Genomic DNA, 15,266 nt, shown 5'->3' with positions numbered 1-15,266 from the left:
TTCGCGGGCGCAGCATCGGCCCTGACACACACGTTATTGCTTTTGGCAGGCGTTTTGCTTGGCAAAGCAAGCCTCGATTGGCTATACGGCCTGTGAGGTGGGTTGCCGCAAACTGCACCAAGGTTTTGGCGATCCCGATTCGGCGGGATCCGTTCCTGCGGCAGCGCCGAATGAATAAAATTGTAGTATTTCGTGTGTTTCACGCCAGCTACCGGCCACCCGGCGGGCTGGCCTCGCGGGGGAGGATACCAGCATATGCGGAGCACGTCGGGAGGTCCCCGCGTCTTGTTGAGACGGCTCCGCGAAACCATGGCGGAGAAGGTCTCGGCGCAGGAACGCCTGGACAAGATCGTGGTGCTGATCGCGGCCAACATGGTGGCCGAGGTCTGCTCCTGCTACGTGCTGCGCATCGATAATACGCTCGAACTTTATGCCACCGAGGGTCTGAACCGCGACGCGGTGCACCGCACCGTGCTGAACGCGCATGAGGGCCTCGTCGGCCTGGTTTCCAGCGAGGCGAGCCCGCTCAACCTCTCGGACGCACAGAGCCACCCGGCGTTCTCGTTCCGCCCGGAGACCGGCGAAGAAATCTACCATTCGTTCCTTGGCGTGCCGATCCTGCGTGCCGGCAACACGCTCGGCGTGCTGGTCGTGCAGAACCGCGCCAAGCGCACCTATGTCGAGGAAGAGGTCGAGGCGCTGCAGACCACCGCCATGGTGCTGGCGGAGATGATCGCCTCCGGCGAACTGGCGGCGCTGGCGCAGCCCGGCGCGGAACCGGCGGCGCGGCATTCCCTGCACAAGACGGGTGCAATCCTCTCCGATGGCATCGCGCTCGGCCACGTCGTGCTGCACGAACCGCGCGTCGTCATCACCAACTACATTGCCGAAGACCTGCCGAAGGAAATCAAGAAACTGGATGCGGCGCTGGCCAAGCTGCGCGCCGATCTCGACCGCATGCTGGAGCGCGGCGATGTCGCCGAGGGCGGCGAGCACCGCGAGGTGCTGGAAGCCTACCGGATGTTCGCCAACGACCACGGCTGGTCGCACAAGCTGCACGAGGCGGTCGCCACCGGCCTCACGGCGGAAGCCGCCGTCGAACGCGTGCAGTCCGACACCCGCGCGCGCATGCTGCGTTCGACCGATCCTTATCTGCGTGACCGCCTGCACGACCTGGAAGACCTCGGCCATCGCCTGATGCGGCAACTGGTCGGCCAGGATCACGCCCCCTCGCGCGAGCAGCTTCCCGAGAACGCCATCCTGATCGCCCGCGCGATGGGCCCGGCCGCCCTGCTCGACTACGACCGCAAGCGGCTGCGCGGCCTGGTGCTGGAGGAAGGCACCGCCAATTCACACGTCTCGATCGTGGCGCGTGCGCTCGGCATTCCCGCCGTCGGCGAGGTGCCGAATGCGCCCGGCATCGCCGATCCCGGCGATGCCATCATCGTCGACGGCACTTCGGGCTCGATCTACATCCGCCCCTCAGCCGAGATCGAATCCGCCTATGCCGAGCGGGTGCGGTTCCGCGCCCGCCGCCAGGCGCAATATGCCGCGCTGCGCGACCTGCCCTGCGTGACCAAGGACGGCCAGAAAGTCGAACTGATGATCAATGCGGGTCTCGTCATCGACCTGCCGCATATCGACGACACCGGCAGTGCCGGTATCGGCCTGTTCCGCACCGAGCTGCAGTTCATGGTCGGCCAGAGCCTGCCGCGCTCGTCCGACCAGCTCGCGCTCTATCGCACCGTGCTGGACGCCGCCGGCACCAAGCCAGTGACGTTCCGCACCCTCGATATCGGCGGCGACAAGGCGCTGCCCTATATGGAGGCCGTGATCGAGGAAAATCCCGCGCTCGGCTGGCGCGCGATCCGGCTCGGCCTCGACCGGCCGGGATTGCTGCGCGGCCAGATTCGCGCGCTGCTGCGGGCCGGTGGCGGTCGCGCGCTGAAGATCATGTTTCCGATGATTTCCGATGTCGCCGAGTTCGACCAGGCCAAGGCCATCGTCGAACGCGAGCTAACGTATCTGCGACAGCACGGCCACGCGCTGCCGGAGCGCATCGACGTCGGCACCATGGTGGAAGTGCCGGCGCTGCTCTATCAGCTCGACGAACTCCTGAAGAAGGTCGACTTCGTTTCGGTCGGGTCGAACGACCTGTTCCAGTTCATGTTCGCGGTCGACCGTGGCAACGCAAAAGTTTCCGATCGCTTCGACACCATGTCGGCGCCGATCCTGCGCGCGCTGCGCGACATCGTGCGCAAGGCGCAGGCGGCGAAGAAGACGGCCTCGCTGTGCGGCGAGATGGCCTCAAAGCCGCTCGGCGCGCTGGCGCTGATTGCGCTGGGTTACCGCTCGCTGTCGCTGTCGGCTACCGGCCACGGCCCGGTAAAGGCGATGATTCTCGACCTCGACGCCAAGAAGGCCGAGGCTGTTATCATGCCGCTGCTCGACGCGCCGGCCGGCAGCGTCTCGATTCGGCAGAAGCTGACGGAATTCGCGGAAGCCGAGGGGCTGTCGTTGTAGCGAGGCTCTTGCCCGACAACGCCGCCTTTCCGCATTCGCCGCCTGAGAACAACGCCATGCTACCCGAAGCCAAACTCGATATCCTGCTTGCCCACCACGCTTCGCTCGAGGCGGAGCTGCTGGGCCAGTTGAATTCCGAAAAATACGTCCAGATCACGCGTGAGCTCGCCGAGCTCAATCCGCTGATCGACGCCGTGAAGACCTATCGCGCGGCGCGGGCCGAGATTGCCGGCGCGGAATCGCTGCTGGCTGATGCCGCCACCGATCCCGAAATGCGCAGCATGGCTGAAGCCGAGCTGGAGACGCTGCAGGCGCGCGTTGCCGAGCTGGAGCAGAAGATCCGCGTGGCGCTGCTGCCCAAGGACGCCATGGACGACCGCAACGTGATGCTGGAAATCCGCGCCGGCACCGGCGGCGATGAGGCCTCGCTGTTCGCCGGCGACCTGTTCCGGATGTATGAGCGGTTTGCGGCCTTGCAGGGCTGGAAGGTCGAGGTGATCTCTGCCTCGGAAGGCACCGTCGGCGGCTTCAAGGAAATCATCGCCGAGGTGCAGGGCCGCGGCGCATTCGCCAAACTGAAATTCGAATCCGGCGTGCACCGCGTGCAGCGCGTGCCTGATACCGAGACACAGGGACGCATTCACACCTCCGCCGCCACCGTCGCCGTGCTGCCCGAGGTCGAGGATGTCGACGTCGACATCAAGAACGAGGATCTGCGGATCGAAACCATGCGCGCGCAAGGCGCCGGCGGCCAGCACGTCAACAAGACCGAATCGGCGATCCGCATCACCCATATTCCGACCGGCATCGTCGTGATGATGCAGGACAGCCGCTCGCAACATAAGAACCGCGCTTCCGCGATGAACATCCTGCGCTCGCGCATCTATGACGCCGAACGCCAGCGCGTCGATGCCGCGCGCTCCGCCGATCGCAAAGAGAAGGTCGGCTCCGGCGACCGAAGCGAGCGCATCCGTACCTACAATTTCCCGCAGGGACGCGTCACCGACCATCGCATCAACCTGACGCTTTACAAATTGCCGCAGGTCATTGCGGGCGAATCGCTGGGCGACCTGATCGACGCGCTGACCACCGAGCACCAGGCCGCGCAGCTTGCCGCGCAGGGCGCGGCGGCGTGAGCATCATCCCCACTGTCGTCCCTGCGAAAGCAGGGACCCATAACCACCGGCTTTTGTCGCTACCCAAGATCTTAACCCGCACCGCCCCAATCGAACGGCCGCGGAGTATGGGTCCCTGCGTTCGCAGGGACGACGAGTGGAGAGGTTTGCGCGAGAGCGCCAGATGACGGATTTCGCCAACCAGACTGTCGAAGCCGCGCGGCGCGCCCTCGCCGCGCAACTCAAAACCGCCGCCATCGAATCTGCCGAACTCGACGCACGGCTTTTGATCGGCCATGCGCTCAGCCTTGACCTGACCGGCATCATCACGTCGGCACAGCGCCAGCTCACGTCGGATGAATCGGCGCGCCTCGAAGATTTCGCCCGCCGCCGTCTCGCGAGCGAGCCGGTCGCCCGCATCATTGGCCAGAGAGAGTTCTGGGGGCTGCCGCTGCAACTTTCGGCCGCGACGCTGGTGCCACGGCCCGATACCGAGACGGTGGTCGAACTGGCGCTGGAGCTGCTGCGCGCCGGCGGAAACCTCGATCGTCCGTTGCGCATCGCCGATCTCGGCACCGGCTCCGGCGCGATCCTGCTGGCGCTGTTGTCCGAATTGCCGGCGGCGCACGGATTCGGCACTGACATTTCGGCGGCAGCCTTGCAGACCGCCGCCGCCAACGCGGCACGCACCGAACTTTCGGATCGCGCGACGTTCGTCGCCTGCGACTATGCGAGCGCATTATCCGGCCCGTTCGATCTGATCGTTTCGAATCCACCTTATATCCGCTCGGCTGATATCGCCGATCTGGACCAGGAGGTCAGGAAGCACGATCCCCTGGCCGCACTCGATGGCGGCTCCGACGGGCTGGACGCCTACCGCGCTCTGATCCCCCAGGCGGCCGGGTTTCTGGCCCCGGGCGCCGCCTTGGTTGTGGAGGCCGGAGAGGGCCAAAGCGGCCCGATCCAGGCGCTGATGGCGGCCGCAGGGTTAATGTGCACAACAGCACCCAAGGCCGATCTGGCGGGCATTCCGCGGGCGGTCGCGGGCCACAAAATGGCCCGATAAAGTCCCCTTGAAACGCAAAAAAACCCCTTGGAATATTCCCCGGGAGCGACTACGTTCCGGCCACAACATCGGTCCAGGGTCGCTGGCCCCGTAGTTCATGCGGGTGAGGCCAGAGTTCTCGAAACGAGAGCCCGCCGGGTGAAAGGTTCCAAACACAGGTCGAATCGAGCGCAATAGCTGGAGCTGTGCTGCTCTCGACCGTAAAGCGAACGAAAGCCTGATATTGCGCTTGAAGACTTACGCAACAGCCACTCACGCGAAGCCGTCACGCAAGACGATTAGGCTGGTTTTGGCAGGCTGAATGATTTGGTCCGGCGGGCGAATGTCAGCCGCCGGTTGGGGAACGCGTCTTTGCTGAACGCGATGGTTGGCGAAATCGACGACATGAAACTGAACGGCATCGTGATTCGGTGCGCATAAGCGCGCGTCCGGATCGGATCAAGGCTACGACGGCAACTGCATAACTTCAGGGCTGGAATAAAGGCGACACATGAGAAACGGTCAGAACAACAAGCGGATGCGTAACCGGAACAACAACAATAACAACAATAATAACCGGCGTGGTCAGAACCCGATGACCCGGGTGTTCGAATCGAACGGACCCGATATCAAGATCCGCGGCACCGCCTCGCACGTCGCCGAAAAATACGTCCAGTTGGCGCGCGACGCGCGCTCTTCCGGCGACCCGGTCGCAGCCGAGAACTACTACCAGCACGCCGAACACTACTTCCGCCTGATCGCCGCAGCCCAGGAGCAGTTCCGGCAGAACCAGCCGCAGCCGCGCATCGACACCGAGACGCAGCCGACGGAAGACGGCGACGACGAGGGCGAGAGCTTCTCGCATTTCGGCCAAGAGCCGGGCTTCGTGCCGCAGCAGCCGCAGCCCTATATCCGCGACAACAATCCGCGTGAGCAGCGCGGCGACAGCCAGCCCTACCAGCGTGATCAGCAGCAGCCGCGCGAGCATCATCGCGATCGCGATCGCGAGCATCGTCAGCAGCCGCAATATCAGCCGCAACAGCCTCAGCCGCAGCCGGTGGTTGCCGATACCGGCGGCGTCGATCGCCTGCCCTCCTTCATCACCGGCCCACAGCCGCAGGTGAATGGCACACCCGGCGGATATGAAGAGGGCCGCGGCGAGCGTTTCCCGCGCCGTCGCCGCCGGCCGCATGGCCCGCGTCCCGACAGCATGGCCGCCCCTGCCGCGCCGAGCGAAGATTTCAATCCGGGGAACGAGTAAGCGAATTCACTCAGCTTCGTAGGGTGGGCAAAGCGAAGCGTGCCCACCGCTCTTGCAGAGCCTGCGGATAAAATGGTGGGCACGGCGCTGACGTGCCTTTGCCCACCCTGCGTTTCTACGATCCCTTGAGCTTGTCCCGCGTTGCCGTCGACGACGGCACCAGTACCGGCTCCAGCGAGGGAATCAGCCGCGTGCGTTCGCGGCCCGCGGGGATCGCGCGATAGACCTGCTTGGTCGCTTCCACGATATGCACGCCGGCGAACGGCAGCGACAGCGCGGCGCCGACGCGCTCCCACGCCATCGCCGAACGCAGAAACCAGCCCTTGCCGACCGGCGGCAGAAACAGCGCTTCGCCCCACGCCGCCGGCGTGAACCAGGTCTGCCGCAGCAATTGCGTGATCTGTGCACGCGAATAGGGCCGACCGTGGCCGAACGGCGTATTGTCGGTGCGCGTCCACACGCCGCGCCGGTTCGGGATGACGGCGATCAGGCGACCGGACGGCGCCAGCACCCGCCACACCTCGCGCAGCAGGCGCTCGGGATCGTCGGACATTTCCAGCGCATGAACCAGCAGGATGCGGTCCACCGCGGCGTCCGGTAGCGGCATTGAAAACTCGTCGATCAGGGTCGCCAGCGCTGGCCGCGCCGTCGGCCATTTCAACACGCCCTGCGCCGCCGGCATGAACGCAATGCAGCGCTCGGAATCCTCGCGAAACAGGCCGAGATAGGGCGTAGGGTAGCCGAGGCCGAGCACGCGCTGCCCCGCCGCGTCGGGCCAGCGCGCCCGGATACCGCGGTTGATCAACTGCCGCGCCACGATGCCGAGGCGCTGCGAATAGAAATCGCGGAGATCGATGACGTCGATGGTCATGCGCGCAATCTACCACACCGTGTTACATTGCGGCGCACCGAAAATGGCATTGCCGCGCAAGCGTTAACGCCATATTTCTTTGGAATTAATGGGGCTGAAAGCCTGAACACGGAGCGATCATGGCCGCGGAAATTCGCACCTTCACCTGTCTCAGCGACAATTTCGGCTATTTGATCCACGATCCCGCAACCAAGGCCACCGCATCGATCGACGCGCCGGAAGCTGGTCCGATCATCAAGGCGCTGGAGCGCGAGGGTTGGACGCTGACCGATATCCTGATCACCCACCACCATCACGACCATGTCGGCGGCGTCGCCGAATTGAAGCAGAAATATAACTGCCGCGTCGTTGCACCGCACGACAAGTCCACCAAGATCGCCAATGTCGATCTGCGCACGAGCCATGGCGACGTCATCAAGGTCGGCAGCCTGCTGGTGCGGGTGCTGGAAACGCCGGGCCACACGCTGGATCACATCTCCTACGTATTCGACGGCGAGAAGGCGGTGTTCGCCGCCGACACGCTGTTCTCGATCGGCTGCGGCCGGGTGTTCGAGGGCACCTACCCCATGATGTGGGATTCGCTGCTGAAGCTGCGCGCGCTGCCGGACGATTTCAAACTCTATTGCGGCCATGAATACACCGCTTCCAACGTCAAGTTCGCACTGACCGTCGATGGCGACAATCCCGCGCTGCAGCTCCGCGCCGCGGAAGTGACGCGGCTGCGTGCGGAGAACAAGCCGACGATCCCGGTGCTGCTGGGCGAGGAGAAAAAGACCAACGTGTTCCTGCGCGCCGACGAGCCGTCGGTAGCCGCCAGGCTGCACATGAAGGGTGCCAGCGCCGTCGAAGTGTTCGGCGAACTCCGCGAACGCAAGAACAAGTCCTGATGGCACTGCCGAAGCAAGCCGCCGACATCATCGCGCGGCTCGACCTCAAGCCGCACCCCGAGGGTGGCTACTATCGCGAGACGTTTCGCGACGAAAGCGTCGACGCCGACGGTCGCTCGCGATCGACCGCGATCTATTTCCTGCTGGCCCGCGGCGAACGCTCGCACTGGCACCGCGTCGATGCCGTGGAGACCTGGCACTATTACGCAGGGAGCGCGCTGACGCTGCGAATCGCGGATGAGAATGGCGAACGCATTATCGCACTTGGCGCCGATCTTGCCGCGGGCGAAACCCCGCAGGCAATTGTGCCAGCGCATGCATGGCAGGCGGCCGAGAGCACCGGCGACTGGACGCTGGTCGGCTGCACCGTCGCGCCCGGATTCGAGTTTGCGAAATTCGAGCTGGCACCGAAGGGTTGGGAGCCTGCTTCGTAGGGTGGGCAAAGCGCAGCAAGCCCACCATCTTGGTCTGCTGTTGCACCTAAGAATGGTGGGCACGCTTCGCTTTGCCCACCTTACGGATTCTTTCTCAATACCATATCCTTTGCCGCGATCAGGCCGCCGCCGGCGATCAGGATCGCGGCGATGGCGATCGTGGCGGTGGCTTGCGCGAAACCGGCGAGAATCAGAAACGCGGTCGAGAGCAGCGGCGTCGCGTAGGACGCGGCGCCCAGCACGCGGATGTCGCCGCGCTTCATGCCGATGTCCCAGACGAAGAACGCGGCGCCCACCGGACCGACGCCGAGCGCGATGATCGCAAGCCACTGCCCGATCGTGTCCGGCCACACCGTGGTCTCGACCATGCCGTGGACGAGCGCCGCGAGCAGCGCGGTGGCGAGGCAGAAGCCGGCCACCGCATCGGTCGGCACCGCCTTGAGCTTGCGCGACATCACTGAATAGGCCGCCCACACAAAGGCTGCTACGAAGGCGGCCGCCAATCCGGGGATTTGGGCCGGCATGAAGCCGCCAGTATTGCCGGCAAGCAGCAGCACCGTGCCGGCGAGCCCGAGCAGCGCACCGATGATGTGATGCGGCGCCAGCCGCTCACCCGGCAGCAGCGAGGAGAACAGTACGATCAAGAGCGGCCAGAGATAATTCAACAGCCCGGCTTCCGCCGGCGGCGCAAAGCGCAGCGCGAGGAAGTAAAGCGCATGATATCCGAACAGTCCGCCGACGCCGACGACCCAGGCGACCACGGGCTGCTTGAGCGCATTGAAGGCGGCCGGCCGGAACAGGAAGCTCGCAAAGGCAACCATCGCGCCGATCGCAAACGTCATGGCGGCGAGTTGGAACGCCGGGATCTTTCCAGTCGCGACCGTCAGCACCGACAGCAGCGACCACATCAGGATCGCGGTCAGGCCGATCAGGGTGGCGGCACGGGGAGTCATGAGGGCGTCATTGCGAGCGAAGCGAAGCAATCCATCTTTCTTGCTGCTCGTTGTAAAGACGTGGATGCCCGGGACAAGCCCGGGCATGACAACTTTTCATGGCCATCGCGACGTGCAACGGCGGTCGAAAACAACGATCAGGTCATATACTGCCCGCCGTTGATCGTCATCGTCGAGCCGGTGATGCCGCCGGCCTCATCGGCAGCGAGGAACACCACGGCGCGGGCGATTTCCTCGGGCTCGCCGAGACGGTTGACCGGGATCAGCGGCAGAATGCTCTTCTCCAGCACGTCCTTCGGCACCGCCTGCACCATTTCGGTGTTGATGTAGCCCGGGCAGATCGCGTTCACGGTGACGCCGCCCTTGGCATTCTCGAGCGCTAAGGCCTTGGTGAAGCCGATATCGCCGGCCTTGGCCGCGGAATAGTTGACCTGGCCGAACTGTCCCTTCTGGCCGTTGATCGAGGAGATGTTGATGATGCGGCCGAACTTGCGGGCGCGCATGCCCTCGATCACCGGGCGCGTCATGTTGAACAGCGAGCCGAGATTGGTGTTGATGACGGCGTTCCACTGATCGAGCGTCATCTTGTGGAAGGCGCCGTCCTTGGTGATGCCGGCATTGTTGACGAGCACGTCGACCGGACCGACATCGGCCTCGACCTTCTTGATGCCCTCGGCGCAGGCGTCGAACGAAGAGACGTCCCATTTGTAGACGGGGATACCGGTCTCGGATTTGAATTTCTCGGCGGCAGCGTCGTTGCCGGCATAGCTTGCCGCAACCTTGTAGCCTGCGGCCTTCAGCGCCTTGCTGATCGCAGCGCCGATGCCTCGCGTACCTCCCGTAACCAGTGCAACACGTGCCATGTCGTAGTCCTCCTTGGTAAACTCATAGTACGCCGGAATTGTCCCGGTCTTTTGACGAATGTCGGTCTTCCGTTCTTGAAAGCGCTCTTGAACGCTTCAGAGATGAAAATGCCCGGCGCGAGACCGGGCATTTCATCTTTATCAATTCGAGCCGCGGTTACGAGATGATCTTTTCATCATTCAACCGTTCACTCTGCCTTTAGTTCAGTCGCGCGCGACACACATCGCGATGCCCATGCCGCCGCCGATGCACAAAGTGGCGAGGCCCTTCTTGGCGTCGCGCTTCTGCATCTCGTACAAGAGTGTCACCAGCACGCGCGCTCCCGACGCGCCGATCGGGTGACCGATCGCGATCGCGCCGCCGTTGACGTTGACCTTGCCGGTATCCCAGCCGAGATCCTTGTTGACCGCGCAGGCCTGTGCCGCGAACGCCTCGTTGGCCTCGATCAGGTCGAGGTCGCCGACGTTCCAGCCGGCCCGCTTCAGGGCGGCGCGCGAGGCAGGGATCGGACCGGAGCCCATGATCTTGGGATCGACGCCGGCCTGGCCCCACGACACGATGCGGGCGAGCGGCTTCTTGCCCTGCTTGGCGGCTTCCTTGGCGGTCATCAGCACCACCGCAGCGGCGCCGTCATTGATGCCCGACGCGCTGCCGGCGGTCACGGTGCCTTCCTTCTCGAAGGCCGGCTTCAGCTTGGCCATCGCCTCCAGGGTTGCGCCGTGGCGGGGATATTCGTCGGTGTCGACCACCACGTCGCCCTTGCGGGTCTTGATGGTGACGGCGGCGATCTCGTCCTTGAACTTGCCGGCCTTCTGCGCGGCCTCGGCCTTCTGCTGCGAGTGGACGGCGAACTCATCCTGCTGGGCGCGGGTGATCTGCCACTGCTTGGCGACGTTCTCGGCGGTGTTACCCATGTGGTAGCCGTTGAAGGCATCCCACAGGCCGTCCTTGATCATGGTGTCGACCAGCTCGAGGCCGCCCATCTTGACGCCGCCGCGCAGATATTGCGCGTGGGGGGCCATGCTCATCGATTCCTGGCCGCCGGCGACGACAACGGAGGAATCGCCGTTGAGCAGCGCCTGGTAGCCGAGCGCGACCGAGCGCAGGCCCGAGCCGCAGAGCTGGTTGACGCCCCAGGCCGGGCTCTCCACCGGAATTCCGGCATTGATCGAGGCTTGGCGGGCCGGGTTCTGGCCTTGGGCGGCGGTCAGGATCTGGCCCATGATGACTTCGGAGACCTGGCCCGGCTCGACGCCTGCACGCTCCAGCGCCGCCTTGATGGCGATGGCGCCGAGGTCATGGGCCGGGGTGGTGGCGAACGCGCCGTTGAAGCTGCCGACCGGGGTGCGGGCGGCGCTGACGATGACGACATCGTCTGACATGGACATCTCCTTATGGGGTTTTCTTGGGCTTGAGGTTTCTTGGACGGCGGGCGGGCCGGATGGCGTGCCTGTCTCTCACCTTATCCTGTTAACCCCGTTGACCCATGTCAATCGGCAAGGCCTAAATTCCTGTCGCGGCGCATTCAAAATGATCCCGGTCGGGGTTTCCGTAGCAGCGTCCATGCCTTGGAATTAACCGTGCCGCACAAAACGGTAGCCGAGCCGCATTGAAAATGCTTACTTTGCTGCGTTTGCGTTGCTCGTCTGCCCGTCGGCCAAGCTGCCGGGTTCCCCGCTCTCGGTGTCGATGTGTGAGCTTATGGCAAAGTCAGACCAACCTACGACTATTAAAAAGTACGCCAACCGGCGGCTCTATAATACCGGCACCAGCACCTATGTAACGCTCGAAGATCTCGCGGCGATGGTGAAAGAAGGCGAGGACTTTCTCGTCTATGACGCCAAGACCGGCGACGACATTACACGTCAGGTGCTGGCGCAAATTATTTTCGAACAGGAAAACAAGGCCGGACAAAATCTGTTGCCGACGACTTTCCTGCGCCAGTTGATCCGCTTCTACGGCGACAGCATGCAGATGGTGGTGCCGAAATATCTGGAACAATCGATCGACACGCTGACGCGCGAGCAGGAAAAATTCCGCCAGCAGCTCACCAACACGTTCAGCGGCACGCCGTTCGCGCCGCTCGAAGAGCATGTCCGCCGCAACATGGAATTGTTTCAGCAGACCTTCTCGATGTTCAAGCCGTTCGTGCCGCCGCGCGGCGGGTCGAACTCGTCCGAACCGGACAAGGCGCCGGAGCCGGCGCCCGACGAGGACAATATCGACGATCTTCGCCGCCAGATGAAGGACATGCAGGACCGCCTCGAGCGCATGTCGAAGGAGCCGAAGAAGGAAGAGTAGTTCTTTTCGCGCAAACTGAATTTGTGATGGCCGGGCTCGTCCCGGCCATTTTCGTTTGGGCGATTACTCGGGCTTCACCCCGAGATCGCGCAGGATGCGGAGCATCACCTCGCTGTCGCGCTTGAATATCCGGTTCGTCGTTTGGAGATCGGCCGGCGACGACAAGATGAAGTTGGTCAGCATCTTCTGGACCGTGGGATCGGTCCCACCCTGGATCAGCAGCGCCGAAATCTTGTCGACGATATCCTTCGGCGTCGCCGAGGGCACCGCGAAGGCGGTGAAGGCCCGCAGATCGTAGAAGTCGCCGACGGCGCCCTGCTCGGTCATCGTCGGCGTGTCCGGATAGGGCGGCAGGCGGGCGCCGACCACGCCGATCAGATTGCCCGTTCCGGCCTGCACGACGGGGGCTGCAGCTGCGTAGCTTCCCGCGGCGCCATCGAGCGTCTGACCCGCGATGTCATTCCACATCGGCGCCTCTCCGCGATACTGGATGACCTGGAACTTGATGCCGTATTGCTTGGCGATCGTCTCGATCAGGACGTGCGGCGTCGAACCGATGCCGTACGAGCCCCAGTTGATGCTGCCGGCCTTCTTTGCGTATTCGACGAACTCCTTGAGATTCGTCGCGCCGGTTTTCTTGGCCGCGACAACAGGACCACCGGCGCCGCTGACCATGGTCAGATAGGTGAAATCCTTTTCGGGATCGTAGGGCAGATCCTTCACCGTCACGCGATTCTGGATCAGCGACGAGGAGATCGTGCACAGGATCGTGGTGCCATCGGGATCGGCGCGTTTCGCTTCCGTCACACCGATGGTGCCGCCGGCGCCCGCCTTGTTCTCGACGATGACGGTCTTGTTGATCTGCCGCGCCAGATAGTCACCGAAGGCGCGCGCGATGCCGTCGGTCTGGCCGCCGGCCGGATACGGCACGACGATGCGAACCGTTTTGGCCGGCCACGCCGTCTGGGCCTGCGCGATCACGGCGGGAGCGCACATCAGGGCCGCCGATCCAGTCACGAACGTTCGCCGCGTCAGCATCGTCATTTTCCTGCCCTTGGTGCGCGTTGATATTTTTTTGCTTGAGCAAGCGCTATCATGACGACGCCATTCAGGCGATGTCCGACGTGGTGACATTTCGGCACACGATGTCCGCTCAGCGGAATTTCCGCAGCGCGACGCGAAATGTGGAGAAGAAAGTTCGGCGCGAGACTAGCCTGCGGCCGGCAGCGTCTTGTCAGGCGATGCGGCCCACGGCCGCTGCGGCGAGGCAAGGCCGATCAGGCGGCCCTGGATGTAGTCGCAGCCCCATTCGCGCAGTATCACGGCGGCTTCCTCGTCCTGCACCCATTCGGCAACAGTCTTGATACCGAGCCGCCGCGCAAGATCGATCAGCGTCTGCACGAAAGCGCGATCGTCAGCCGAGCGCGCGATGTTCTGCACGAAGGCGCCGTCGATCTTCACGATATCGACGCCGAGCTTGCGCAGGTTGCGGAACGAGGTGTAGCCGGCGCCGAAATCGTCGATCGCGATCTGGCTGCCGAAGTTCTTCAGTCGTGTGATGAAGTCCCTGATATCGTCGATATCCTGGATCGCAACCGTTTCGGTGATCTCGACGATCAGCCGCTCGCCGGCGCCGGGACAGGCTTGCATCAGCGATTCGATACCCATCCACCAATCCGGGTCCATCGTGGTGTCGGGCGAGATGTTGAGGCTGAGCCGCACGTTCGGCGAGGCCGCAAGTTCGGCGATCGCGAGTTCGAGCACGCGGTGATCGACCAGCCGGATCAGGCCCAAACGCTCGGCCACCGGAACGATATCGGGCGCCAGCAGCGCCTGCCCATCCGCCTGCTCCATCCGCACCAGGCATTCGTAGAACGCCGGCTGCCGCGAGCGCGCCTCGACCACGGGCTCGAAGGCGGTGACGATCCGCCGCTCGTTCAGCGCGGTAACGATCTCGTCGGTGACGCGGATGTTGACGCGTCGCTGGGCGTCGCGCTCGACGTTCGGCTTCCACAGCGCGAACGATCCGGCCCGACGGCGCTTGGCGGCATCGAGCGTTTCCTGGGCGCGGTTGATGGCCTCGTCGGCATTGCGGGCATAGCGCGGGGTGGTGATCGCACCGATCGAGGCGGTCACCGAGACCGGGCCGGATTTGGTCGGGATCACCTCGTCGCGGATCCCGGCGAGGAAGCGCTCGGCCGCGATATTGGTGTCGTCGACGGTACAGTTCCTCAGGATCAGCCCGAACTTGTTGCCGGAGAACCGCCCGAGCACGTCACCGCCGCGCAGCTTGGCGCGGATGCGTTTTCCGACTTCGGCAATCACGGCGTCTGCGACGTCGAAGCCGAAGGCGTCGTTGACGCGCGCCAGATGATCAATGCCGATCAGCATGAAGGCGCAGGTCGATCGGAAACGCATGGCTTCCTCGATCGATTCCGCCAGCGCGGCGACGAGATGGGTGCGATTGAGTTCACCGGTCAGCGGATCGTGCCGCGACAGCCGCATGAGCTGCTCGTCGCGGGCGTGGCGCTCGTTGTTGACACGGACGATGCCTTGCGCGCGCACCGGCCTGCCGTCGGCGCCGGCAAACCAGCAACCGGTCTCCTCGATCCAGATCACGGGCGCGGAGGTCGAGGCCCGCACGCCATATTCGATCCGGTAGGGGACGCCTTCGTCGCCCCGCGCCGACGCCGATTGAGCGAGCGCGTCGGTCCGGACCGAGCGGGAAGGCTCGATCAGCCGGGCAAAACCGGCGCCGCTGGCCAGCGCTTCCGGTGGAATGTCGGTGAAAACCGCACCGGCGTTGTCGCTCCAGGTGAGGGTGTCGGCTATCAGGTCCCAGAGGAAGCTCGCCTGGCCTAGCGAGGCGAGGATGCTGGAGGCTTGCGGGACAGGAAGCATCAGGTCGCCTCGATTCGGGACACCGCCGGGTGATTCCCTGGGGCAAGGATAGTGGCTCTTCCGAAACAGAGGCTAGGTGAAGTTGATAAATAATCCGGAAACCATGTTTCA

Annotated in this window: 13 protein-coding genes; 7 read left to right on the top strand and 6 right to left on the bottom strand. The window is 64.0% G+C overall.

What is annotated here, in order from left to right:
• Positions 1-255 precede the first annotated feature (255 nt).
• The 4 genes from ptsP (at position 256) to LMTR21_RS01705 (ending at position 5,944) form a co-directional block, all read left to right on the top strand.
• Complete coding sequence (gene ptsP, locus LMTR21_RS01720) at positions 256-2,523, top strand: phosphoenolpyruvate--protein phosphotransferase (RefSeq protein ID WP_065750508.1); 2,268 nt, start codon at positions 256-258, stop codon at positions 2,521-2,523.
• Between the two features lie 56 nt (positions 2,524-2,579).
• Positions 2,580-3,659 carry a peptide chain release factor 1 gene (gene prfA / locus LMTR21_RS01715; RefSeq protein WP_065750569.1) on the top strand — a complete coding sequence of 360 codons (1,080 nt, stop codon included), beginning with the start codon at positions 2,580-2,582 and terminating at the stop codon, positions 3,657-3,659.
• Between the two features lie 163 nt (positions 3,660-3,822).
• A complete protein-coding gene (gene prmC / locus LMTR21_RS01710) occupies positions 3,823-4,704 on the top strand; it encodes a peptide chain release factor N(5)-glutamine methyltransferase (RefSeq protein WP_065750507.1) in 882 nt (293 codons plus the stop codon).
• A gap of 490 nt (positions 4,705-5,194) precedes the next feature.
• The gene (locus tag LMTR21_RS01705) at positions 5,195-5,944 is read left to right on the top strand and encodes a DUF4167 domain-containing protein (protein ID WP_065750506.1); all 750 of its coding nucleotides are present in this window, start codon (positions 5,195-5,197) and stop codon (positions 5,942-5,944) included.
• Positions 5,945-6,059: 115 nt separating this feature from the next.
• On the opposite strand, the gene LMTR21_RS01700 is transcribed toward LMTR21_RS01705, so the two are convergent.
• Complete coding sequence (locus LMTR21_RS01700) at positions 6,060-6,815, bottom strand: methyltransferase domain-containing protein (RefSeq protein ID WP_141688061.1); 756 nt, start codon at positions 6,813-6,815, stop codon at positions 6,060-6,062.
• Positions 6,816-6,934: 119 nt separating this feature from the next.
• Here LMTR21_RS01700 and gloB point away from each other — a divergent pair, with 119 nt between their 5' ends.
• Positions 6,935-7,702: a hydroxyacylglutathione hydrolase gene (gene gloB, locus LMTR21_RS01695; protein WP_065750505.1), complete on the top strand. Its 768-nt coding sequence runs from the start codon at positions 6,935-6,937 to the stop codon at positions 7,700-7,702.
• Positions 7,702-8,136 (top strand): cupin domain-containing protein, encoded by a 435-nt coding sequence (locus LMTR21_RS01690; RefSeq protein ID WP_430642521.1) that lies wholly within the window; start codon positions 7,702-7,704, stop codon positions 8,134-8,136. The genes gloB and LMTR21_RS01690 overlap by 1 nt, the downstream gene beginning before the upstream one ends.
• An 80-nt stretch (positions 8,137-8,216) precedes the next feature.
• Here LMTR21_RS01690 and yddG read toward each other — a convergent pair whose 3' ends face one another.
• The 3 genes from yddG to LMTR21_RS01675 all read right to left on the bottom strand — a co-directional run bounded on the left by yddG (position 8,217) and on the right by LMTR21_RS01675 (position 11,335).
• The gene (gene yddG, locus LMTR21_RS01685) at positions 8,217-9,089 is read right to left on the bottom strand and encodes an aromatic amino acid exporter YddG (RefSeq protein ID WP_065750504.1); all 873 of its coding nucleotides are present in this window, start codon (positions 9,087-9,089) and stop codon (positions 8,217-8,219) included.
• Between the two features lie 137 nt (positions 9,090-9,226).
• Positions 9,227-9,952 carry an acetoacetyl-CoA reductase gene (gene phbB, locus LMTR21_RS01680; protein ID WP_065750503.1) on the bottom strand — a complete coding sequence of 242 codons (726 nt, stop codon included), beginning with the start codon at positions 9,950-9,952 and terminating at the stop codon, positions 9,227-9,229.
• Between the two features lie 204 nt (positions 9,953-10,156).
• On the bottom strand, positions 10,157-11,335 hold the full coding sequence (locus LMTR21_RS01675; RefSeq protein ID WP_065750566.1) for an acetyl-CoA C-acetyltransferase: 1,179 nt from the start codon (positions 11,333-11,335) through the stop codon (positions 10,157-10,159).
• Positions 11,336-11,654: 319 nt separating this feature from the next.
• On the opposite strand from LMTR21_RS01675, the gene phaR reads away from it, so the two are divergent.
• Positions 11,655-12,254 (top strand): polyhydroxyalkanoate synthesis repressor PhaR, encoded by a 600-nt coding sequence (gene phaR / locus LMTR21_RS01670; protein ID WP_065750502.1) that lies wholly within the window; start codon positions 11,655-11,657, stop codon positions 12,252-12,254.
• A 63-nt stretch (positions 12,255-12,317) separates the two neighbouring features.
• Here the strand turns inward: phaR and LMTR21_RS01665 are convergent, their stop codons facing one another.
• Positions 12,318-13,292 carry a Bug family tripartite tricarboxylate transporter substrate binding protein gene (locus LMTR21_RS01665; protein WP_065750565.1) on the bottom strand — a complete coding sequence of 325 codons (975 nt, stop codon included), beginning with the start codon at positions 13,290-13,292 and terminating at the stop codon, positions 12,318-12,320.
• Positions 13,293-13,463: 171 nt separating this feature from the next.
• Complete coding sequence (locus LMTR21_RS01660) at positions 13,464-15,155, bottom strand: putative bifunctional diguanylate cyclase/phosphodiesterase (protein ID WP_065750501.1); 1,692 nt, start codon at positions 15,153-15,155, stop codon at positions 13,464-13,466.
• Positions 15,156-15,266 lie beyond the last annotated feature (111 nt).

It is taken from the genome of Bradyrhizobium paxllaeri (assembly GCF_001693515.2).
In the GTDB taxonomy this organism is placed as follows: Bacteria; Pseudomonadota; Alphaproteobacteria; order Rhizobiales; family Xanthobacteraceae; genus Bradyrhizobium; species Bradyrhizobium paxllaeri.
The sequence above is the reverse complement of the archived record's forward strand: the minus strand, read 5'-3'. Positions and strand labels throughout refer to the sequence as shown.